20 protein-coding genes and 1 riboswitch are annotated in these 22,483 nt (G+C 45.8%); of the genes, 8 read left to right on the plus strand and 12 right to left on the minus strand.

All coding sequences use genetic code 11. From position 1 onward, the window contains the following. The first annotated feature begins 50 nt into the window (after nucleotides 1-50). The 4 genes from QL234_RS24710 to QL234_RS24725 are packed head-to-tail and all read left to right on the plus strand — an operon-like array spanning nucleotide 51 to nucleotide 2,833. Nucleotides 51-728 carry a class I SAM-dependent methyltransferase gene (locus QL234_RS24710; RefSeq protein WP_281560426.1) on the plus strand — a complete coding sequence of 226 codons (678 nt, stop codon included), beginning with the start codon at nucleotides 51-53 and terminating at the stop codon, nucleotides 726-728. A gap of 11 nt (nucleotides 729-739) precedes the next feature. After that, nucleotides 740-1,483: a TylF/MycF/NovP-related O-methyltransferase gene (locus tag QL234_RS24715; RefSeq protein WP_281560427.1), complete on the plus strand. Its 744-nt coding sequence runs from the start codon at nucleotides 740-742 to the stop codon at nucleotides 1,481-1,483. Then, complete coding sequence (locus QL234_RS24720; RefSeq protein ID WP_281560428.1) at nucleotides 1,476-2,231, plus strand: hypothetical protein; 756 nt, start codon at nucleotides 1,476-1,478, stop codon at nucleotides 2,229-2,231. The genes QL234_RS24715 and QL234_RS24720 overlap by 8 nt, the downstream gene beginning before the upstream one ends. Beyond that, nucleotides 2,228-2,833, plus strand: coding sequence for a hypothetical protein (locus tag QL234_RS24725; RefSeq protein WP_281560429.1), 606 nt, complete (start codon nucleotides 2,228-2,230; stop codon nucleotides 2,831-2,833). Before QL234_RS24720 ends, QL234_RS24725 begins: the two co-directional genes overlap by 4 nt. 14 nt (nucleotides 2,834-2,847) lie before the next feature. Here QL234_RS24725 and QL234_RS24730 read toward each other — a convergent pair whose 3' ends face one another. From QL234_RS24730 to QL234_RS24740, 3 genes are read right to left on the minus strand one after another with little or no spacing between them, the layout of a single operon-like run. Next, nucleotides 2,848-3,786: a GNAT family N-acetyltransferase gene (locus tag QL234_RS24730; RefSeq protein ID WP_281560430.1), complete on the minus strand. Its 939-nt coding sequence runs from the start codon at nucleotides 3,784-3,786 to the stop codon at nucleotides 2,848-2,850. Beyond that, a complete protein-coding gene (locus QL234_RS24735; protein WP_281560431.1) occupies nucleotides 3,786-4,583 on the minus strand; it encodes a phytanoyl-CoA dioxygenase family protein in 798 nt (265 codons plus the stop codon). Before QL234_RS24735 ends, QL234_RS24730 begins: the two co-directional genes overlap by 1 nt. A gap of 39 nt (nucleotides 4,584-4,622) precedes the next feature. After that, nucleotides 4,623-5,375, minus strand: coding sequence for a class I SAM-dependent methyltransferase (locus QL234_RS24740; RefSeq protein WP_281560432.1), 753 nt, complete (start codon nucleotides 5,373-5,375; stop codon nucleotides 4,623-4,625). Between the two features lie 174 nt (nucleotides 5,376-5,549). Between QL234_RS24740 and QL234_RS24745 the strand changes: the two genes are divergently transcribed. Beyond that, on the plus strand, nucleotides 5,550-6,575 hold the full coding sequence (locus QL234_RS24745; RefSeq protein WP_281560433.1) for a hypothetical protein: 1,026 nt from the start codon (nucleotides 5,550-5,552) through the stop codon (nucleotides 6,573-6,575). A 33-nt stretch (nucleotides 6,576-6,608) separates the two neighbouring features. On the opposite strand, the gene QL234_RS24750 is transcribed toward QL234_RS24745, so the two are convergent. The 8 genes from QL234_RS24750 to QL234_RS24785 all read right to left on the minus strand — a co-directional run bounded on the left by QL234_RS24750 (nucleotide 6,609) and on the right by QL234_RS24785 (nucleotide 16,884). Then, the gene (locus QL234_RS24750; protein WP_281560434.1) at nucleotides 6,609-8,486 is read right to left on the minus strand and encodes a hypothetical protein; all 1,878 of its coding nucleotides are present in this window, start codon (nucleotides 8,484-8,486) and stop codon (nucleotides 6,609-6,611) included. A 93-nt stretch (nucleotides 8,487-8,579) separates the two neighbouring features. Further along, a complete protein-coding gene (locus QL234_RS24755) occupies nucleotides 8,580-9,245 on the minus strand; it encodes an SPOR domain-containing protein (protein ID WP_281560435.1) in 666 nt (221 codons plus the stop codon). Nucleotides 9,246-9,354: 109 nt separating this feature from the next. Next, nucleotides 9,355-12,378, minus strand: a complete 3,024-nt coding sequence (locus tag QL234_RS24760; RefSeq protein WP_281560436.1) for a sporulation protein — start codon at nucleotides 12,376-12,378, stop codon at nucleotides 9,355-9,357. Between the two features lie 15 nt (nucleotides 12,379-12,393). Further along, a complete protein-coding gene (locus QL234_RS24765; protein WP_281560437.1) occupies nucleotides 12,394-13,242 on the minus strand; it encodes a fimbria/pilus periplasmic chaperone in 849 nt (282 codons plus the stop codon). Nucleotides 13,243-13,285: 43 nt separating this feature from the next. After that, nucleotides 13,286-13,762 (minus strand): DUF4402 domain-containing protein, encoded by a 477-nt coding sequence (locus QL234_RS24770; protein ID WP_281560438.1) that lies wholly within the window; start codon nucleotides 13,760-13,762, stop codon nucleotides 13,286-13,288. 71 nt (nucleotides 13,763-13,833) lie between these two features. Next, nucleotides 13,834-14,439 (minus strand): DUF4402 domain-containing protein, encoded by a 606-nt coding sequence (locus QL234_RS24775; RefSeq protein WP_281560439.1) that lies wholly within the window; start codon nucleotides 14,437-14,439, stop codon nucleotides 13,834-13,836. An 881-nt stretch (nucleotides 14,440-15,320) separates the two neighbouring features. Continuing rightward, a complete protein-coding gene (locus QL234_RS24780; RefSeq protein WP_281560440.1) occupies nucleotides 15,321-16,019 on the minus strand; it encodes an SPOR domain-containing protein in 699 nt (232 codons plus the stop codon). Nucleotides 16,020-16,296: 277 nt separating this feature from the next. After that, complete coding sequence (locus tag QL234_RS24785; protein ID WP_281560441.1) at nucleotides 16,297-16,884, minus strand: HutD family protein; 588 nt, start codon at nucleotides 16,882-16,884, stop codon at nucleotides 16,297-16,299. A 200-nt stretch (nucleotides 16,885-17,084) separates the two neighbouring features. On the opposite strand from QL234_RS24785, the gene QL234_RS24790 reads away from it, so the two are divergent. Continuing rightward, nucleotides 17,085-17,681, plus strand: a complete 597-nt coding sequence (locus QL234_RS24790) for a DUF1326 domain-containing protein (RefSeq protein ID WP_281560442.1) — start codon at nucleotides 17,085-17,087, stop codon at nucleotides 17,679-17,681. A gap of 11 nt (nucleotides 17,682-17,692) precedes the next feature. Then, nucleotides 17,693-18,466, plus strand: coding sequence for a transporter substrate-binding domain-containing protein (locus QL234_RS24795; RefSeq protein WP_281560443.1), 774 nt, complete (start codon nucleotides 17,693-17,695; stop codon nucleotides 18,464-18,466). 14 nt (nucleotides 18,467-18,480) lie between these two features. Here the strand turns inward: QL234_RS24795 and QL234_RS24800 are convergent, their stop codons facing one another. After that, nucleotides 18,481-20,151 carry a M1 family metallopeptidase gene (locus QL234_RS24800; protein ID WP_281560444.1) on the minus strand — a complete coding sequence of 557 codons (1,671 nt, stop codon included), beginning with the start codon at nucleotides 20,149-20,151 and terminating at the stop codon, nucleotides 18,481-18,483. Nucleotides 20,152-20,309: 158 nt separating this feature from the next. Next, a riboswitch (TPP riboswitch) is annotated at nucleotides 20,310-20,409 on the plus strand. A 120-nt stretch (nucleotides 20,410-20,529) separates the two neighbouring features. Here QL234_RS24800 and thiC point away from each other — a divergent pair. Next, entirely contained in the window at nucleotides 20,530-22,473 is a 1,944-nt protein-coding gene (gene thiC, locus QL234_RS24805; protein WP_281560445.1) for a phosphomethylpyrimidine synthase ThiC, read from the plus strand. Nucleotides 22,474-22,483 lie beyond the last annotated feature (10 nt).

Below are 22,483 nucleotides of genomic sequence, written 5' to 3' on the forward strand. Positions count from 1 at the left end.
CAAACATAAACCAGATTCAAGCCAAATATAAGCCAACAGCAGAGAGATTTATGTCACACCAGCATGCTTCAGATAAATGGGCGAGTTATTACCGGGCCAACCAGGGCAAGGGCAATTATTTTCCCGAAAACTTTGTCCACCGGGTCTTTTCATCGAGTTCGCCGGTGCAGTTCTTAGACCATGATTACCGGGGAAAAAGCCTGTTAGATCTCGGCTGCGGTCACGGCAGGCATATTCCCTATCTGCAATCTTTGGGATTTGAGGTTTGCGGCCTGGAAGTATCGGCAGAGCAGGTATCCCAATTGCAACAACAGTTTCCCGGGCTTGAGTTTGCCGAAGGGGTAGCCGCTAATATTCCCCTGGCAGATAACCACTTCGATTATCTGCTGGCCTGTAACGCTATTTATTATCTTGATAATGCAAAGCCAGGTTTTAGCCGCCATATCGCAGAAAGCCGCCGGGTACTCAAAAACGGCGGAAAAATGATATTTTCCATGCTCGGCGAAAAGCACACTATTTTTAACGATGCCAAGCAAAGCGGCCCCGGCCTGTATAAAATTGCCAAAGATTTCCTCGGTTTTCGCCACGATACATATATCCAGGCCTACACAGGCGATAACCAGCAACTTTTTAACGGCCTGGAAATAAAACATCAGGGAGAGATCATAGAAACCGTCGATGATACCTGCCGCCATCTCCACTATTTCGTTGCCGTTAATAATAAATAACAGGTGTTATCATGTTTGACCGACCCGAAAATATTTATCAAAAACAAAAAGCCGATCAGGCCCTGTCGGATCTCAAAGAAGTCTACCCGCAGCATTATTGCGGTGACGGCATGTTTGTGAGCAACCGCAATATGCATTTCTTTGAAGACGAGCAATTTCAGCGGTGCATGAACAAACTGGCCACCGGCGAGCCCTATATCGGCATGGCCTGGCGGGCACATACCCTGATTTGGTGTATTTCTCAAATCATCAATACCCCAGGGGCGATCATGGAATTCGGCACCTTCCGCGGCTTTAAAATGAAATTTATGATGGAATATTTTACCGATCGGCTGGCGCAACGGGATATCTACCTGTTCGATACCTTTGAAGGCATAGACCCTAACCAAGCGGCCGACTCCCCCATCAGTCCGGATGAACATCAAAAAGCACAATTACATGCCTTCGTTCAGGACAGGTTCAAACAATACCCCAAGGTACAAATCATCAAAGGCGCCGCTCCCCAAACCCTGGAAGGTGTCACCATAGACAAGGTGGCGTTTATCCATCTGGATATGAACAGCTGGATGGCGGAAATTGGCACCCTGGAGAAACTCTGGGATAAACTGCTCCCCGGCGGCATCATCTTATTGGATGACTTTGGTTTCTTCGCCCACCGTGCGCAAAAAGATAAAGAGCTGGCCTGGTTTAAGGACAAGGGTTATGCGCCGCTGGAGTTACCCACCGGACAAGCCATGGTGATCAAACATGTATAATTTTGAAGAAAATATTTATCAGTCGGAAACAATCCGCGACATAAGAACAGCCATCTACCAAGGCCCGGGGTATTTTGTCATCAAAGATTTTCTGCCCAAGCAGGCGGTTAAAAAAATCCAGCAAAGGTGGCTCAGTGGCGAAGTGGATTATTACTTCGACCGCTTCCATAAAAACACCGCAGTAAACTTTCACACCCCTAACTATTTAATCAAGGGGGCAAACGCCGGTGACCGCTCCTATTGCATCAATATCTGGAACCAGGCACCGGATGACGAGCTGCACGATATCGCCATTGAAGCCAATAAAATCCGCAATATCGTCGAAGGCAGGCCCAGGTATTTTGCCACCCGCAACTGCGATGAACTGGTATTGCAATATCGCTTGTCGCGCACCGTCTCCCCGGGTTTTGCCGTTAAAAAACACGCCGATTTTTTTGAAGAATTCAGGCCGGATCCCGCCGGAAACCATGCCTTTGATCCGAAAAGATGTCAGCTGACGCTGTTTCTCAGCGATTATGGCAAAGACTATCACCAGGGCGGTTTTCACTTTGTTAATAATGCCGGACAGGAACTGCTCTTTGGCCGGGACGTCGCAGTAGCAGCAGGCGATCTGGTGATCTGGAAATATTCCAATATCCACTGCGTCAGGGAAGTTACAGCCTTAAATGACAAGACAGGATTTTCCCGTATTATTTTTCCGCAATTTGACAATATGGCAAAAGATAAGCTGAAGGAGGGAGCCCGATGAGAATTCCTGACAATTACCCGCAGCAGCTGTCGGACATCTTAGATGTACATATGAGCTGTGAGCTCTTACCGTCCCGGTATTGTGTAAACTTTTTAAATATTAAAGAAGAATTTAACCGCTTCTTTGCAGAGTTGAAGCTAAACCGGGCCCGTATTGCCGACTTTTTCGGCCGCTCCTTACCCTATGGCGATAATGCCGCCATAGCAGCCATAGAAAGTTTCGAATGCCGGAAAAACTTTAAAGATGCCGCCAAAAAGCTTTATGGCAACAAGGTAAAACCATTAGACATTAATAATCTAGAGTTGGATAACTATGATCTGATCCTGATCAACCTGGAATTCGGCGGCCTGAGCGACCACGGCATGCCCCTGTGGCTCAATGAAAAGTTTCGCAAGCACCACAAGGTCTTCGGTTATAAATATAATTTACCTCATCAGGCAAAACCCGAAGGCAGTTTGTTTTACCGCTCGGATGATAATGAAGAGATCAATACCCTGGCGGAATTTAACTGGTACAAACATATGGTCAGTCATGTCCATCAAGGAGTGAAAAGAATAGAAAGAGAATACCTGACCTTGTTTGATTTAAATATCAACTACTGAAGAAGTTAAGCAGATTAAGGCCACCTGGTAGTTAACGCTTGCTTTATGCTTTGTCCGGCCAGCTTGCTATCCAGTGCAGAGCGCCGGGCAAATCTGGCGCGGCTAAATGCCACCAGGCGGGCACCTAAGCCCGACTTAAACCTAGCCAGGCTGTCTGCTTCGCTGATGCCGCCGCCCAAATCCAAAAAGCCGGCACCGCTGTTTTGCAAGTATTGATAAATAAAGACGATCAGGGCGCGGCTGACATCAAGATCACAGGCTTTATAGCCCATAAAGGTATAGTCATAACCGCCTTCCACCTGAGATACCGCGGCACCGGCAACAACTTCTCCCCGATATTTCAGCAAAAACAACTGCCACAGGGGACTGGAAAATAATACCTGCCACTGCTCCCGGGTAAAAAGATACTGGCCGCCAAAATTAGCCCTTTGTGCGGTATCGCTATAAAGCCTGGCAAAGACCTCAATAGCGGAGTCAAGCTCCGCTTCGGCCTTCACTAGCTCAAACTGCTGTGCGGCACTGAAAATTTTCCGTACCCGGGCACGGGAGTCCCGCTTCATGTTTTTTAACAATGCCTGCTCGTCTAATCCCGAGTCAAGGCGGTAATTGCCCCGGCTGTCCAGGTAATAAATAAAATCTCCGCTGGTGTACAACCCCGGGGACTGCTCGGTTAAGTCCCGGCTTTGTAAGAAGCCTCCCGAGATATCCATTTTTGCCAGTGCGCCGGCGGCCAATTCCTGCCTAAAATCGAAGCGGCTGCAGCCGGAAAAACAGATGGGAGATACCACAAACCGTGAATTTTGCGGCAATAAGTCATTACCCCGCTTGGTAATAAAATAAGGAAATAACCCCTCTTGCCCGCCCGCTGCCGCCAGCCCTTGTTCAACAAAAGCGGGCATGACCGGACCACAAAACTGCAAAAACTCAGGCGTGGCAAAGCCGGAAGTTATCATTACCCCTGATCACTTTGATAAAAGCGGTTTTCATCCGTTTGATAAAAATCATCCAGGGAAACCGGGGTGAGCGCATTGTAGCCTAAGAGCTGTTTCAAATGGGCTGAGCAGGTGTTGCCAAAGTCCGGACCAAAAGCCCTGGGATAATCCAGCTGCTGCTTGATAAAAGGTTTGGAGAAAAAGGGCGTGATAATATGGCGAACCTCCCGGCTGTGGTTTTGTCCGGCACAATGCCAGATATGGCCGTCAAAAAGCAAGACATCCCCGGCCTTGCCTTCCGCCCGCACCGCCTGTTTGAAAAACTTTTCTTCATCCGGTTTTTCCGGGCTATGCTCCGAACCTTCCAGCACCCAGGTCGCGCCGTTTTCCGTGGTGGAGTCATCCAGCATGATCAGGGTATTGATCCATAGTTTCTCGGCGCCGTGAAAAGAACGCACATCCCGGTGAATATTTTGCGTATAAACTTCACCACCGGGGCGAATTTTCGATAACCCCATGGTATTTAAAATATATTTACCGTCAAAGAATTGCTCAAGGATCGGATGGGTTTTGTTCGGCTCGAGCAGTTTGAGCATTTTACGACACAGCACCGGGGTATGATGGGTGGCATCGATAACCTTATCGGCTATGCCTTTCTTTTTCTGGATATCAATAAATGCCTGTTCGTGCTGATAAAATTCACTGATGATTTCCTTCATCAAACTTTCAGGATAAACACTGGGGATCAATACCCAGCCTTTTTCCGCCAGTTGCTTTAACGCCGATTCAACCGAAATATCACTTGCTCTGCTCACCATTTACTCCTAAGTCCGGGTCGATTTGACCGAAGTTCATCACTAGCACAATTTGACATAACTCTGCAGCGGGCTGATGGGACTGCGGATCACCTCAAATGGCCTGTCCCCCATCACCTCACGAAAAGCGACGGTTTCCCCCGGGAAGTCCTGGTAGCACAACTCGTCAAACGCAAAAATGGTATTTTTCGAGCAGTATGGCAACAATTGCTGCAGAGCAAATTTTGTCGGTTCATAGAGATCAAAATCAAAATAAACCATGCTGATTAAAGTTTCCGGATGATCCGCCAGGTATTTTGGCAAGGTTTGCAGCACATCACCTTTAACCAGCTCAAACTTTTTCTCATTACTTTTCGGATTTAACTGCTCGTTCAGACTCAAGATATCCGCCAGCACCTTTTCATAGTTTTCGGAGACGGTATAGGCACCGTCTGCCACCTTAGCGCCGGTGCCGTCTTTTTCATTGGTATGGGGAAAACCGGCAAAAGTATCAAAACCAATAATTTTACGGCTGATATTATAGGGCTCATAAAGAGATCTCAGGGCGGATAACAATGCCAGATTCTGCCCCCAGCGAACGCCCAGCTCGATCACTACGCCATGAGTAGAAAGCATTTGCTGGTACAGCTCAGCCATAAACAAAATACGTCCCAGGGAACTGCGGGATAAAAACAAACCTAAATTGGCAAGAATTTCATTGTCCGGAATCGGCGTATTATGCAGGTGTTTAACCAGATCCTGATAAACGGATACTTCGTTATTGTTCAAATGATGCTTAAGAGTGAAATCACTCATATAATTGACTCCGAAAAGAGGTTTATCAACACTAATCATATAAGTTTTAACACCTTATACAATAGCTGACGCTAAAATAGTGGCAAAGCAAGCGCTGTTATGCTGAAATCAAAACAGCTTAAGTAAATACCGGCTACCTGTCGGTGCTTTGCTCCACACAGTAACAGGAAAAAGATGACCATTATCTGCCACCTGGGTAACCCCAAGGCCTACTCCACTTCGATCCAGGCGATGCTGGCGGAGTCGGAGCAAGACCAGTTTCACTATATAGGTTTTCGCCCGTCACCGGAAAAAGCCAACTGGTATATGAACCCGCTCATTGCCGAATTGTTGAATTTTGACCTCCGTTACACCGGGAGATTTGGTTTCCAACAAAAATGTCCGGATTACCAGGCATTTTTCCGGCAACTGGCGACAACAGCCAGTGCACAAAATAAGGGGATCTGGATTTCCAGTGAAAACCTGTCGATGCGCGCCATTATGGAAGAAATTGATCCCCTGGAAAAAATAGCCCGGTTACAACAAGTATTACCGGACGGCGTCACCTTTGTCCTTGTCTTCAGAAATATCTGGGCCAGCCTGAGATCCCTATATTCCGAATTCACAAAAATGGGCTACAGCAAAAGCTATGCTTATTTTACCGACGAAACTTATTTATTTCGCCGGGCGAACTTCCTCGACTCCCTGTTGCCCGGCCATCTCATTTGTGGACTGCAGCAGGAATTAACCGGCACAAACCGGTTAAGCTATCACTTCCTGGATAATGATCCTAAGCTCAGCGGTGAAAAGCTCCATGCCTTTTTATCCGGCCTGCAAAGGGGTATCAAGCTGGCACCGTTAAGAAATATTAACAGCTCACAAGCAAAATCCGGCACCAGCGAATCCAGGGCTTTGATTAACAGCCAGGCCCCTTATGCGTTAGACGGCAGCGGCCTGATTGAAAATCACAGGGCGTTTTGGCATCTGGAAACGGAACAACAACAGGTTTTCGAGCAACATATCTGGGGTAAACTGCGACAAAATAAACAAAATAACCATCAAGCAGGCCAGTTAACCCCAGCAAAAGAACACTTGGTAGCCTCAAGCCGGTTAACAAATTTTATCAATAATATTTATCACCAGGATAAACAATTATTGGCCAAAGGTGTCAATGAAGATTATGAAAACCTTTGGCTGGATTTATCCCCTCACAACGGTTGATAACGCACAATGAAAGGGGAGGCAAAACAACGGCTAATCAATTAATGCCTGATCAAACAGCTGCTTCATCGAAGCGGCATATTTATCGACATCGGTATTAAAGATATGGTGGAAGCACTGTTTTTCTAACATGAGCTCATACAGGCTTTTTCTTTTAGCCTCGTCTTCCACCAAAGATACCGCTTTACTGACCAGCTCAGGGATCGAGTCACACCCCAGCTCTTGCTCCATTCCCAGCTTGTCCCAAATACAGATATCGGTACGGGTATAAAGTTGCTGCCCTCCCTTGATGAACAACTTAGGTTTATTCAAGATAATGGCATCGGTATTACTGTTTGAGCCGCCAAAAGGCAGGGTAGGCAATAATAAATGGGCCTTACTGATCTCTTCCATATAATCTAAATAACCGCTAAAACTCACCAACTCAAACGATTTGAGCATTTTTCCCAGTTGCTTTTTAGTCGATAAATAAGCCAGGTGATTATCCTTATGGCCGGAAAAGAACACAAAGGTCACTTTCTTTCGGGTTTCCATTGCGATTTGCTTACAGATATCCACCACAGGATAAGTGACTTTTGTCATCACGCCATTGATGGCAATTCTTATTTCATCGCCATCGGGTAAAAAGTGATGATGGCCCTTGATAAATTCATCGTTCAGATCCGCATGCATGGTATGAAAAATCATGTCATTGCTGGTTATATCCGTCATCACCACCTTTTCCTGGTAATATGGCTGGATATCTTGTGCCGTAAAAGTATTGCCGGGGATCAATAAGGCATCAATTTCCGGACTAAAACTGCTGGAGGGGTGTCCCCCCATCATCAGTTGTTTCGGCGCCAGGCGCAACTGACTTAAACATATCGCCCAAAGCCGCATGCCTATGGACGGATAAAATATCAAATCCGGCGATTCGGCTGCGACCAGGGCCGCGTTGCCGTCAACGTCATAGACATCTTTGATTTCAACCACCTTGGAAAAAACCGCCAGCGCATTATCTTCGACCTGGGGGGGTTCAATATAGGCAATTAATTCGTGGTGGCGGGAAAGCTCTGTCAGCAAACGATTATAAGAGCGGAACATGGCGTGAATTTCTGAGTAGGACTCGAGGATCACGGCAATTTTCATTTTAGGTTTAGGCGTATATGCCGGCACCTCGGCAATATAGTGTTTAACCTCGTCAGATAACCACAAGGGTAAGTTATGCCGGATCAATGCCGTCATCCATTTTTTAAATTCATATTTCTGGCTTGAGGTGGCATAACTACAGGCAAAATAACAATAACTTAGTTTGCCCAAATCAGCGGTCACGGGCAAGTCTAACATCGGCAGGTCTTTCGCCGACTCTAACAGATAATTAAATCCTTTATTGGTTTCATTGGTCAAGGCCGGAATAGGCTGGGTAATTAAGCCGATATAAGTGGTTAACGCCAGGGCCGGAGCCGCCTTAAACACCTCTTTCCAGGGCAAACGAATTTTGCTTGATAAACCAATCAACATTAACAGCAGGGTTAACTGCTTTTCATTGAATTTAATGCGGCCAAATTTATCCGGTTTATATAAACCTAAATGCTCGATTAAACCATCGGTACTGTTCCAGATGCTGGCGGAAAAGATCCAGTCAATACTCATCTTATAAATGATAAAGCTATCAACCGCCCTGGGAGAGGGTTTATAACCCGGCGCACTGAATAATTCGGTGATCAGGGTGGCAAACTTATTACAGAAGGTATACATCAACTCTTCTTTACCCGGCCCGGCTTGAGGCAACAAAGAATTAACCTCTCCCTGCACCATTAAGCCATGATCTGTCATCATAGTTTCTTCGATGAACATTATGATGTCCTGCTCCGCCGCATGGAAATTTTTTGATCTGATATTTTGCGCTATGCTCTGGATATTAAAATTCATATAGTTTCGTTCATCATTATCTGAGAGTGAGGGGTCTTGCCGGTTATTTAATACTTAGCCGAAATATTATCTGCTTTGATTAACGGCCAATAATTAACTGCCGTTCAATTCCGACAGCGGCTTGCCCTTAAATTCGGTTGGAATGCACTGGGTGCCCAGGGCTTTAAGCTGGCTGCAAATGGCATCCGCTTTCGCACTGGCAGTAAACTTACCTGCTTTCACCCGGTAATATAAATTATTGTTCACTTTTATTTTTTCAAAAACAGCATCCAGTTTTCCCAATAACGCCGGATGTTTATGCTGTAACCTGTACCAGGTTGGCCTGACTTGTTTATGATTTGACAAGGAATATAACTGCAGGGAGTAATACAGTGCTCCTTTCTGCTCCGCCTCCCGGGCAGGAGCTTTCTGCTGTTGAGTTGGCGTTTGTTTCACTGCCGCCGGCTCAATATCAGCTTTTGCAGTCACAGCAGGCAATTGGGCGGGTTTCGGGGCAGGTGCTGTTTTGGGCTGACTCTGGCTAGCGGTTTGCTGTGCTGCCGCTGCTTGTGCCGCATTTTCATTATCCTGCACAATTTCATTCAGTTGCCCAATTAATTCCGTTAACTCGCCTTCAATGGCAACCAGGCGTTCTAATCCGGGCTTGATATCCTGCCACTCATGCAAGTGTTCTTCAAATTTAGGAATTGTTGCTTCCGGCGACGGCTGGTTTGCTGCCGGTTCCCCCCTGGCAGCCAACTCAGGTTCATCCTGCATCATAGAGCACCCTGAGAGACCGGTTAACAGGCCGCAACAAATAAAAAAAGTTACCAATACATTTTTGCTCATTTGATTATTACCATTTTAATCGTTGTTATCATCCTGACGGTTAAAAGCTAAACTCATAAGCTTCAACCGAGCAATTAATATCTAATTTGCTGGTTTCTTCACACGCCTTTATTGCTTGCTCATTTTCCTGATAAAACGCCAGGTTTAATTGGTACTTGCCACTGCTTTCATCATAAAGAAAAAATGCCGGTTGATTTAAACGCCGGCGATAGCGTTTTTGCAACAAATACCAGTAAGTTTTTAAAATATTCAGGGAAGAAAAGGAACCGACACTGACGACATAACCGGAGGTAAACTCCAGCTGATCCAGGGTAAAGTCGGAGCCGTTAAGAATATCCCCCTGCGCCGATAAATCGAGGATCAGGTCATCGGTTTTATGTAATTTTTTCCGCTCCAAATAGTCAGAATCAATAGAGGCACGATAATTCCCGGGACGTAAATCGGTAAACAGATAATAACCGTCAAATGCAGTATCTTCACTGGCGACAATATTTCCCTGTTCATCAAGCAAATTCACCGTGACATAAGGGGCAGGTGTTTCCTCGCCTTCTTTATTACGCAAATAAACCGTGCCTTCTACTTCGCTGGAGGTCACCACAGGGAAATCAAGACGATCGACAAACCCCCGGCGCGGAGTTATCGATACCCCTTCAAACCCTGGAATTAAGAACGGATCCCCTAAACTGCCTTCTTTTAATTCAATATCTGTGGTGACATTGTTGGGCATATTCTGCAACAGGGCGATCCCCTGCTCATCACTGACCGCCTGACGGTAATTTTGCGTCCCCTTAATTTTTGCCCCTTTAATGAGAGGTTCACCGACATCAAATTGGCCATTAGCATTCAAATCTTCAAAAACCCTGACTTTTAATGCGCCGCTGGAGGTTAAGGGTTTATTACTGAGAAAATAATTATTCTTGTCTGTCTCATAACCTAAACTAAAGCGGAAAAACAAACCTAGCGCCCAGTCGCCCCCCTGATCATAATCCAGGTTGCCACTTAAATTAAAATTCTCATGACGCCAGTTTAACTTCCATTCACTTTGATACTTGTTATCGACGGTATTGTAATTTAATGCCAATTCAGATTGTAAATCACTGGTCATCGCCCAGCTCAATTTGGAATTAACCCGGGTAATTTCAGCTTTAGGCTCTAAGGTATAATCCATTTCAAAACGGGTAAAATATTTACCAAAAGAGCGCTGAATCCGGCTGGTGCCCGCTAAAGAATGGCTGTCAGCACCGTTGACATTGTTTATATCCTGCCAAAAGATATCATTTGCTATTGAGGTTTTTCCGACATTAACACTTATCTGATTGGTCAGGTTTTGTATTTTTTGTCCATTTGCCGTTTCGATAAAATCATATTGATTCTGGTAATTTAAGGGTAAAGCAAGACCCCTGAAAGCCTGTCCCGACATTCGAAGTAAATGCTCGGTTCTGTCTCCGAAATTGCCTCCGTCATCACTATTGCCACTTTTGTCCTTGCGGTAACGATAATCAAAGGAATGTCTGCCAAAGCCTGTTTTTGCCGAGAATTGCATGGTCTGGTTATCGTTATTATCAAAAGAAAAATCACTGTCAATTAATAAGCGCTCAAACAAAGTCAGGTTTGCGCCTACATTGTAATTAAGTTTATTACTGCCTTCTTTGCTAAATAAGGTCGATTGCCCTAAAGAAACAGAAAACCAGTCGGTCACCCCCTGTTCATAATTCCCGGCAAGTAACCAGCCCTCATTATCTCCGGCGGACCCCTGAGTGATACCGAATAGAGATTTTCCGGTCTGAGTCAAAGACATCGCATACGAACTGTCATCTCTTTTAAAGCTGTTTTGGCTAACCAGTACTTCCCGTATTTTTTTCTCCACTTGTCCCTGAGGACCATAAAGGATCATTTCAAAGGTATTCTGGCCAAAAATCAGATCAACATCGTTAAATTCATAACGACCATCTTGCAGGCTTAATTGCTTATCAATTAAAATACCATTGCGATAAAGCTCTACATCCCAACCCGGTTGAATATCACCATTGATATTAATCTTATTATCTTTAACTTGACCCAAGGCGTGACTGGAAAGGGAAAAACCCCGGCTAATATTGGCATTGTAATCAATCCCCGAACGGATCGGGTTAATATCACCAAACTCATAACTGCTAAGATTAAGGGGTCCCAATAAACCACCATCAGCCGACTCCTTAGATAACCGCCAGCGTAAATCACTGATATTGTCGTCCTTGATCCCGCCGATAAAATACTGGCTGTTGAGATAGGCAAGATCATGGCTGCCTAATGCCGAATAGCCGTAAAAAGTGTTCTCTTCTGTCACCCTGCTGTTAAGCTGAACATCAAAGACCGGCGTTGAAAATGCCCGATATTGATTTTCTTTCCAGGGCAAAACCGGGGTACTTCTTTGCTGGCTATATATAGCTTTATTTTCCCTGGCCAGCCTTTGTTCGATCGGCAAAGGAGAGCTTGAGCTGAGCTTGACCGAAAGCGCTGAGAAGTCAAACGCCATACGGGTACCAAACCAGGTATTGATAACATCGGCATCAACATAAAGATCATCTTCTTCTACCCGGTAATTTTCCTTATTCAGGATGAACTCTTGTCCGTTGACCTTAGCTATAGCAATTTGTTGTTCAGAGAAATTCAACTCGAAGGTATTGGCTTCATTCATAAACCAGCCCGAAGCGGTAGATTTTCCCAAATCTATGATGATGGGAAAGTCTAAAACCTCAAATAAGTTTCCCAGACCTATCATGGCATTTGCCTGGCTTTTATAGGCAAAAACATCTGCCAGGAAATACTTCCCCACATGAATGGCCAGCAGCAACTCTTCCCCTTCCGGGATACCGACATCAAGTTCTTCTGGTGTAGCAGAAAGGGGGGAAGCGGCAACCTTGGTAACACCGGCTTTACTGTCCGGCAGCGATGACTGGATATTTTTTATCTGTTTAATCAGTTGAACGAAGCGACTGTTTTTTAACGCCTTATTATCTGCCGCTTGCACACTTAAGCACAAAGCAGACAAACAGACTAAGCAGATAAATAACAGTCGCACCATAGTATCTACACCCGGTTATTTTTTCGGCCTAGTGACAATATCACTTAAACTAACATTGAAGTTTTTTTCTGTGATCAGGGTATTGCGCATTTCTTCTCTGCCCTCATAAGCTAATCTTAACGTGCCCGCCCCCGGGCGGTAATCAAACCACTGCAAGTTATAGACCCGATAAGTCAATTCAGGATAAAAATTAACCGAATTTAATATAGCTACCTGTTTTTCTTGCGTACTTCCTTTGGGTGTCCAGTAAGCAACAATACTGCCTGTGGTACTGGTTGCACCGGAACGCGATAATTGAACTCGCACGGTCGCCTGCTTTTTCTCAGCATCGTGTATCAGCGTCAAATCTTCGACGCCCACTTGATAATCCAGACCTCCCTGCCTGAAAACAACAGGAATGCTATAACTGAGTGACAATTTAAGGGTGATACCGGCCCCTGAGTTCGCCTTATTTCTATCCCCTTCACGCGGCAAAGCGGTAAATAATAAATGTGAGCGGTATTCACCGTCCTGTAAGTTCTTCGGGCGGCGGGCGGCAATTTTGACGATTTGTCTTTCGTTTGGCGCCAGCGTGACTTGCCTGGGGCTGAGCCTGAACATATTGCTGGCGATAGGAAAGTCTTTAGCCTCCTCATCCGTCAAATTTTTATAGCCTCCTAAAGGCAAGGCGGCTTTTTGCACCCATTCGACCCTATAGGTACGGGTCTCATTGCCGGTATTCATCAGCACGACTTTTTCTGAACGGTTGCGTTCATCCAGCGCAACCCGCATAGGAGAAATCAGCAAGCTCGCCTGTGAGCTAAACGCTTGCACAACAAGTAAAAAAATAAATAACTGGGTTAATTTAATTAGTGAAAATTTCATGGCTTTTCTCTGTTGTTAAGCACTTAAATAAATACATCTAACACTAATAGTTAAACGTTACTTGCAAGGTGCCCTGATACTGTACGTCAACATAATTACCGCCGTTGCCGGAAGTACTCAAGGTTGCCCCGACTCTGACTAAAGCAAATCCTGAGCCATTTGTAGTAACTGAGGCAACAATATCGGGATTACTGATAGTAAACTGTTCGGTTGCCGGCCCTGGAGGGGGGTTGCTGGTGGTTGCCTGTGTGATTATCGCCGAAGTGAACACTTCCAGATTGCCGGGTAAGTCTGTAAGGGCAAATTCTGCCGGATGTCCGGGCTCAATAACCCTGATATGATTGACAATACTTGTTTGGCCCGAACGGCTGATAATAATGTCGCTGACCACAGAGTTATCCGATACCACAATAGTACCAAATGATAAGTCTTCAATAAGGGTGACCGTGGCCTGGGCAGGGAGGGTAAAAAAGAGTATCAATACCCGGAAAATTAATTTTTGACAAAAGGTTAAAAACATAAATAAAACTAATATAATCAGGGGGGTGGCCTCCTGATTATATTAGTTATCAGCAATTATTCAATGAATAATTAATAATCAACCGTAATGGTATAATCACCGTCATATACATCATCGATATAAGCCGATGTTGTCACATTGGCATCGGTAGATAAGGTTGCACCGACATCAAAACTTACCGTACCGGTATTATCCGTTTGCAGGTTAGGCGCACCGGCATTGTATGCAACACCGTCATTGGCACCGCCACGTACGATTGCAACCCAGGTATCAACGGTAAAATCCGGTGAGGTTGGTGGTGCAATGGCATTATCCAGCGTAGTCGCTGCACCAGGGAAAGTGATAGTTAAATCAGTGAAAGTTGCCGCATTAGATACGGTAAACTGACCAACCGAACCCGCCGTTAATTGGGTAATGGTTGCGTTATTGTCCGGAGTCGCAGTCACCGAACCGTCAGCTGCGATTGCCAGGGTAGCCACATTGGTACCGGCAGGATCGGCTGTCGCACGAATGGTACCGAAACTAAGCTCAGTATCTTCCACTAAGTCAAATGCATTTTGTACCGTCACTGAAATAGTCGCATCAGATAAGGTTGCAGCAAATGGCTGTGCAGACATTGCGGTTAAAAAAGTAGCTGTTAATACCTTTGTTATCCGATTGTGATTTAAATTAAGCATAAAAATCTCCGTTGTTCATCTGTAAAATCGATAGTAATGTGACACTAAAATACAGAAGCATAAGCAACTCTTTTTTTGTGACGCAAAATTTGTATCGACAGTAATAAAAAAACCTTTAATATTTTTTTTTACTTACATTGGTATTTAAGCATAGTCGTCGGACATAAATATTTGTAGTTCAATATGTTAATTAGATCAGCACATTGAGTACGCATATTACTATCTGAGCATTATGTAACTTTTGAATAACAAATATCCTTAAGCTCCATCACATTCCATTAAAGTTATATTCATAATATTGCTCGATTTCCCTAATCTTCAAGATTACAACTTAGACACTTAAAAAATAAAGTAAAACCTAATATCATCAACTTTTCATAGCAAGATCATTAAAGCAGGTGCCGTGCCAACAAATACAAATGATCTTTAACTTACATCCTCAGTTTCGTTTTATTTCAGGTAATTCATTTACTTAATAAACAAAAATAAATGCTAATAAATTTTAAACTTCCTGTTTATCCCTAAGTTTAGTCAAATCCGGACAAATAACCTGCAATATAAAGGCAATAAAGAGGCAATAAAGAGGCAATAAAGAGGCAATAAATTACCCGGTTGATTGCCCCGGGGGTATTTTTTTGCCGCTTGGGCGGCAAAGGATCCTGAAAGGATCGTTTTAGGATCCGTGAAAACGGCCAAAAGGATCCATTTGGATCCTGAATCAGCAACAGCGAGCGAATCGATAACCTGAGCAGATTTCAAACCAAGATAACAAGAAAGTTATTAAAAGGAAGCGGTTAGCTTTTATTAACGGAAAAAGCAATCACTAGGGTCGTTAAGTGTATAGATAGTAGGCTCCCGCTTCTTCAGGAGCCTGTTCGAGGTTAACCGACAGGTACGCCTGAGTATTTAATCACGGCACAATATTGATTCTGCTGCTTGAGGCGTTTACAAATTTGGTGCGCCTTGGTTGCAGAAGAATAAGGCCCAACCCTTAAACTCTGAAAAGTGCCCTCTTCCCTGACAATTTGCTCCAGCAAAGGATCTTTGTTTAACAACACAGAACCATACTTTTGTTTAAAATACCTCCAGCCCAGTTTGGCATTGGCCTCATTTTTAAATGCTGCCAGGTGTATGCCCACCTGAACTTTGCAATGACTGGTTTTTGACATGCTAAAAGTACTGGCAGCGGCGCAACCGGGCCGGCTCGACTCTTTCTTTGCCTCCGCTGCTTCAGCGACACTTGCATCGGCAGCATTGTCAGCTTGTGCAGCCAAATCGGCCTGCTTTCTCGCTTCCCTGGCCTGCGCAGATTCCTGTTGTTTGGCTAACTGCTCCAGCGGGGCACTGCCCAGATTTGCCGCTTTGCCAAGCTCAGCCACCAATAGCTGCATGTCGGACTCTAACGCCAGTAACCTTTCTATTTCCGGCGCCAGCGGCGCCCAAACATCAATATGGCTGTTTAGCTGTTCATGTATGGCTTCTTTGGTTATTGCCGCCTCTTGCTGTTCAGCTTCCGGATTCATCGCACAGGAAAATAACAGGGAACAGCCGAGCAAGCCCGCCAGAGGACGAACTGGCACAGTCCGGTATTTAAAAAAAGAAAAATGCTGAAAAGACGCTACCATATCGACACTCGCTGCGTTATTTATCTTAAATTTTAACAAGCTATACTTGCTTAACCCTATCTGTTATCTGTAAAGCAAATATCATGCTAACAGCCTGATGCTGCTATTTCCGCAGATAATAAACAGCCCGTAAGCCAGTTAACTCAAGGCAGACAAGGAAATTACAGGCAACTGTTAACTACCGCCGCCAAAGCCGAAACCAGGTTAACTGACAACTATTTGACTCCAGATATTAAGTTTTATTCGTTAACCGGATCACTATCAGCTGTTGTCCGCTTAAAGTGAGCTGCTGTTCAAGCGGTGTTATCTGCAGCACATGATTTTCTGCAACTTCCTGCTTTAAACCTGTATCCTGCCGGGTCAAAATTATCTCACCTTGAAGGGCGTAGACAAAGCAAAGATCGCAGGCCTGAACATCCACTTGCCCCGGTTCAAGATAAGTCCGGACATCCACCTGGTATTTTCCGGTTTTGGTCATCAGGTTAAAATCGGTAATACCGCCGTCGAGCAAACGTCCCCGCGTCTGGCTAGCGCCATCAAAGGTCGAAACCGTTAACAAGCGATTGAGATTATCGATATTGGTCTGCCCTGCCAATGTATGGCTGAGCTCTATCCCCTGCCCCGAAATTAAAATCAAATTGCGTAAATAACCGGAAAAATCGGAAAAGTCACCATCTTCTGCCACAGAGGCAATACTTAACCGCCAGTCAAAGTCTGTGAGCGTGCCCCCTTCATTTATCGCCAGCTCAGTAGTAGTGCCTTTACCATTTTTCCAGGGAATGCTTTTGAAGCGGGACGGGGGAATAATATTGATCAACATATATGAACTCTGACAGAAAACGGATATCCAGTATATAACCAGATGAAAACCGGCAATAGCTTTGCTGGTAAATTAAATGGAGTTTGCTATAAAAATGATAACAATGGCGCCAACAGGCCGGATAACTTTCTCTGCTTGCTAAACGACCCCTTACTATATTGGTGATCAGGATGATAAATGCAAATAAATGGTTTTTAAGGATGCACCAAATAGAATGCTGTAATACCAGCTATGGTTATGCCGGACAGTTTGCCGGATTTCCTGAATGTACCGACAAGCGCTGTGAAGTGATCATTGGCTTTTCGGTGATTGAAGGCAGATTTAATCACCTGGATTTAAGCGGACTTAATATTATTTATGCCGCCATGTGGCCCAAGGCCATCTATCAGGGAGACGGTATCGGCGTATTCTTTGTCGATCAGGCGACAATCAGCCAAGAGCAATTAACCGCTATCGCCACCATAATGTCGGGGCAGGCAGGCGGACAGCCTTTTGCGCTGTTATCCGGCACTTTTTCAGCGTTAGAAGGGCCGGTGTTGCAAGATATTGATATAAATATTGACGAAAAGCATGCGCATTTTTCTATCAGGAATATGGTGCAGGCTCAACAAACTCCTTTAGCTAGCCCGCTGACGGGTATAGAGCAAAACATATATATGAGTTATCCTGACACTCCCCTGGTGGTGCAAAGGATGAAGCTGGCAAACACCCAGCTGATGTCCATCAATTACGGCCGCCTCAATTTTAAACACAGTAATTGTTTTGCGGCAAAAACAATTGTCAACTGGAGTAATTAAAGGCCCATGCCGTGATTTATCGGAAAGTTAACATATTACTGCTTTGCTGGTTATGGAGCTGTTCATGCCTTGGTACCCAACTCTCCCCCTTATCACTACGGGTCGTAACGGAAAATTTTCCTCCTTATAATTATCAAACCGATAAAGGGGAACTCACCGGGGTAATGAATCATATTGTGCAGGAGTTATTAAAACGGTTAGGGAGCAAACAAAACATAGAGGTATTACCCTGGGCCAGGGCTTATAAAATCGCCCAGGAACAGCCGAACACCTTGATTTATTCGATGGTGAAAACCCCGCTCCGGGAGGATAAGTTTCATTGGCTGAGATCCTTTTTGTCCCTGGACATCAATGTTTATACCTTACCCGCAACTTACCGGGGGAAAATAAAGCAGTTAACACAAGTTCAGCAGCAAAGCATCGGCATCATGCGCTCGAGTCCCCATGAAAATTATATCAGGCAGCATTTCCACCGGGATGAGCGCCATGTCACCACCAATGTTTCTTATTTGCACCTCTACCAGATGCATCAGCTGAAACGCTTAGACCTGATCGTCGCCCCCAGCCGGCTGATCCGCTATTTAAATCAGCAGCAGCAAACCCCGATAGAAAAGCGCCCGAAGGCTATTTTCAAACTGCCTTTTCCTTATCAAAAAAAGCTTTATATCGCGTTAAGCAAAAACAGCTCGCAGCAAACGGTTAGCAGAGTGAAACAAACCCTGATCGCCATGGAGCAGGATGGCACCATAACCCGATTGCTGGATAAATTTCATTTACCCCAGTAAATAATTCAGCTGAGCTAATTTCCCAAAATATTCAATACACTGATATAAAAATTGCTGTCAATTTCCACCTTGGCATCCGGAGTTTTCAACTGAAATTCACTCCAGCCGTTACCCGGTGTCAGCCACAGCCATTCGCCACCTATATTGGCCTTGACCGGCATATCAAAACCTTCCACGGTATTGCTCCAACGAAACTTCATCAACTTGCCTTTAACAAAATATTCCAATACCGGCACCCGCACATCCCGCAGGTACTGATCAAAAATTTTGCTTAAATCTTTACCCGAATGCCTGCTGATATACTGCTCCACCTGCTTACCGGTCACGGTTTTATGGTAAAAATCCTTATTCAGGCCACGTAAGATCTTGCGCCAGAGTACATCGTTATCTATCACTTGCCGTATGGTATGCAGCATATTGCCGCCTTTGGGATACATATCAAAAGAGCCTTCCCGGTTGGCATTATAAGTTCCGATAATCGGCTTATCGTTTAACACATTTTGCCGGGTGCCCCGGGAGTATTCGCTGCCGGCCTGCTTACCATAAAAGTATTCCACAAACAGATTTTCGGAATAATTGGTAAAACTTTCATGGATCCACATATCGGCAATATCCCTGTGGGTGATATTATTGGCAAACCATTCATGGCCGGCTTCATGGACAATAATAAAGTCAAACTCCATGCCCCAGCCGGTACCGCTGCGATCCCGGCCTTTATAACCTTTTTGAAAACCATTACCATAGGTTACCGAACTCTGGTGTTCCATACCCAGATAAGGTGCTTCCACCAGTTTAAAACCGTCCTCGTAAAAGGGATAGGGACCAAACCAATATTCAAAAGCTTCTATGGTACGGCGGCCATCCTGAAAGTGTTTTTTCGCCTTGGTTAAATTATCCCGCAACACATAATAATCCAGATCCAGCGGCCCCAGCTCCCCCTGATAAACTTCAGAGAAATGGACATAATCACCGATATTGATATTGATGCCGTAATTACTGATAGGGTTGACCACTTGCCAGTGGTAGGTTTTGGTTTTTCGCTGGGGATTTTCTTCCACTTTAATCAAGCGGCCGTTAGAAACATCCATCAGGTGCTCTGGCACTTCAACACTGATCAAGGCCCCGTTATCGGGCTCATCATAGGCATGATCTTTATTCGGCCACCAGACACTGGCCCCCACCCCCTGCACCGCAGAGGCGATAAAATCAATGCCGTTTTCATCCTTTTGCCAGGTGATGCCGCCATCCCAGGGCGGATTTTCAGCCACCAGTGGCTGGCCGCTAAAAGCCATCACCAGATGGTATTCTTCGCCTTTTTCCTGCTCCCGGTTCGGGGTAATAAAATAAGAATAACCGTCCTGTTCAACTTTTAAGGCTTCGCCGTCCTGGGTCACACTTTCCAGTTTCATCGGCGGCTGCAGCTCAACCTGCAAGCGCTGTCCGGGGGATAATACCCGGTAGCTCATGGTATTGGTGCCCGAGATAAATTGCCTTTTCGGATCGACGGAAATATCCAAATGGTAATGGCTCAAATCCCACCAGGCGCGCTCCGGTGTTACCGAGCCGCGCAAGACATCCTGATGACTGATGTCTTGCCCCTGTTTAAAGACATCTTTTGCCGCCAAAAGCGGACTAAATAAAACGGCCAGGGTTATAAATGCCAGACCGGGTAATATATTCTTCATATTATCAACAAACTATCCAAATTCCGCCTGAGATGTTACCAGCCAGGCATTTAATAGCCAAGCACGACAATTACAACCTCGGGGAAAATATCAGGACTTGCCAAGCCTTTGACCTTCACGTTAGAATTCAATCAGGTTAACGGTAATGCCGTTAACCTGATGACTTGTCGGAGTGCCAAAAGGGCTGAGATCGCATAAGCGGGATCCGTAGAACCTGATCAGATTAGTATCTGCGAAGGGAACAAGAGAGTGGTTTGCCAAAGCAAAAATGCAAACCGGCTCCTCGTTGACAGCAATCACCAGAGATCTGGCCTGTTGCTGTTTTCCACACCTTAAAGCTCCGCCAGTTTTTTAATTTTATTAAACAGGTGAGAGAACATGAGTTCATTAAGTCGACGCCAGCGCCGCGAACAGGCACAGGCCTTTATCCAGGATTTATCCAATTTATCCTTCCCCAATTCACACAAGGTCTATGTGCCGGGTGAGCTGCATAACATCAGTGTCGCCATGCGTAAAATCACCTTGTCCGATACTCTGATCGGCGGCACGGAAAAAGATCCGATCTTCGAGCCGAACCAGCCGATCTCGGTTTACGATACTTCAGGTGTTTATACCGATCCGGATATCGAAATAGATGTCCATAAAGGTTTGCCTAAGCTAAGGGAATCCTGGATAGCCGAACGCGGGGATACCGAATCCCTGAGCAAGGTCAGCTCCAATTTCAGCCAGCAAAGACTGGCGGACGAAGGCCTGGACCATATCCGTTTCGAACATCTGCCCAAGGTCCGCAAAGCCAAGCCGGGTAAAAATGTGACCCAGATGTATTACGCCCGCCAGGGCATCATTACCCCGGAAATGGAATACATTGCCATACGGGAAAATATGCAGCGGGCTGAGGTCACCGAAGAAATTCTCACCCAGCAACATGCCGGACAATCTTTTGGCGCCAATACCCCGAAACAGATCACTGCGGAATTTGTCCGCCAGGAAGTCGCCGCCGGCCGTGCCATTATCCCGCTTAATATTAACCATCCGGAAGCCGAGCCTATGATCATCGGCCGCAACTTCCTGATCAAGGTCAACGCCAATATCGGTAACTCCGCCGTCAGCTCTTCGATAGAAGAAGAAGTAGAAAAGCTGGTGTGGTCCACCAAATGGGGGGCGGATTCGGTCATGGATCTCTCCACCGGCCGCTATATCCACGAAACCCGCGAGTGGATTATCCGTAACTCCCCTGTGCCTATCGGCACGGTACCGATTTACCAGGCGCTGGAAAAAGTTAACGGCATCGCCGAAGACCTGACCTGGGAAATTTTCCGCGATACCCTGATTGAACAGGCAGAGCAAGGGGTGGATTACTTTACTATCCATGCCGGAGTGCTGCTGCGTTATGTGCCCATGACCGCCAAACGCCTGACCGGCATCGTCTCCCGCGGCGGCTCCATCATGGCAAAATGGTGCCTGGCCCACCACAAGGAAAACTTCCTCTATACCCATTTCGAGGAAATCTGCGAGATCATGAAAGCCTATGACGTTTCATTTTCCCTTGGCGACGGCCTGCGCCCCGGCTCTATCGCCGATGCCAACGACGAAGCGCAATTCGCCGAATTACGCACCCTGGGCGAGCTGACCAAGATTGCCTGGCAGCACGATGTCCAGGTGATGATCGAAGGCCCGGGCCACGTGCCGCTGCACATGGTCAAAGAAAACATGGAAGAGCAGCTCAAGCATTGCGATGAAGCGCCTTTTTATACCTTAGGGCCGTTAACCACAGATATTGCCCCGGGTTACGACCATATCACCTCCGGCATCGGCGCCGCGAATATCGGCTGGTACGGCTGTGCCATGCTTTGTTATGTAACCCCGAAAGAACACCTGGGGCTGCCCAACAAAGAAGATGTGAAAGAAGGCCTGATCACCTACAAGCTGGCGGCCCATGCCGGCGATCTGGCCAAGGGACATCCGGGGGCACAAATCCGCGACAATGCCCTGTCCAAGGCCAGGTTCGAATTCCGCTGGTATGATCAATTTAACCTCGGCTTAGATCCGGAAAGGGCCAAAGCCTACCATGACGAAACCCTGCCGCAGGAGTCAGGAAAAATCGCCCATTTCTGCTCCATGTGCGGGCCGAAATTCTGCTCGATGAAGATCACCCAGGAAGTGCGGGATTATGCCGACAAACTTGAACAGCAACCAAGCTTAACAGCATCTGATAAAAGCGATATCGCCGTTAAGGTGATAGACGAAGCAGAGCAAGGCATGCTGGAGAAGTCGGCAGAGTTTAAAGCCAGCGGCAGTGAACTCTACCAGAGCCGGGGATAGGAGAAAAAGA

This window comes from Thalassomonas sp. RHCl1 (assembly GCF_947387555.1).
Classification (GTDB): Bacteria; Pseudomonadota; Gammaproteobacteria; order Enterobacterales; family Alteromonadaceae; genus Thalassomonas.